Annotated in this window: 1 protein-coding gene; it reads left to right on the top strand. The window is 59.6% G+C overall.

Annotation, left to right across the window (positions count from 1 at the left end; genetic code table 11):
• The coding region (locus AC1D0Z_RS23980; RefSeq protein WP_477660600.1) for a S41 family peptidase at positions 1-535 on the top strand (535 nt) is incomplete at both ends.

The raw sequence follows: 535 nt of genomic DNA, 5'->3' as shown, positions 1-535 counted from the left end.
GATCACACGCATCGATGACACGGCAGTCAAGGGCCTGAGCCTCAATGACGCGGTGAAAAAAATGCGCGGCGAACCCAAGACCAAGGTGCTGCTGACCATCTTCCGCAAGGACGAAAACCGCACTTTCCCGGTCACCATCACACGCGAGGAAATCCGCACCCAGTCGGTTCGCAGCAAAGTGGTGGAGCCCGGTTACGCCTGGATCCGCCTGAGCCAGTTCCAGGAACGTACGGTCGACGACTTCGTGACCAAGCTTGAGCAGATTTACAAACAGGAACCCAACCTCAAGGGCCTGGTGCTTGATTTGCGCAACGACCCGGGCGGGTTGCTCGATGCGGCGGTTGCTGTTTCGGCGGCCTTCCTTCCCGAAAATGTCACCGTGGTGTCCACCAACGGCCAGTTGGCCGAAAGCAAATTCACCTACAAGGCGGCGCCAGAGTTTTACCAGCGCCGCAACGGCGCCGACCCGCTTAAACGCCTGCCGGCCGCTCTCAAAAACGTGCCCCTGGTGGTGCTGGTCAATGAAGGCTCGGCT

Source organism: Polaromonas sp. P1_E3 (genome assembly GCF_056405935.1).
The sequence above is the reverse complement of the archived record's forward strand: the minus strand, read 5'-3'. Positions and strand labels throughout refer to the sequence as shown.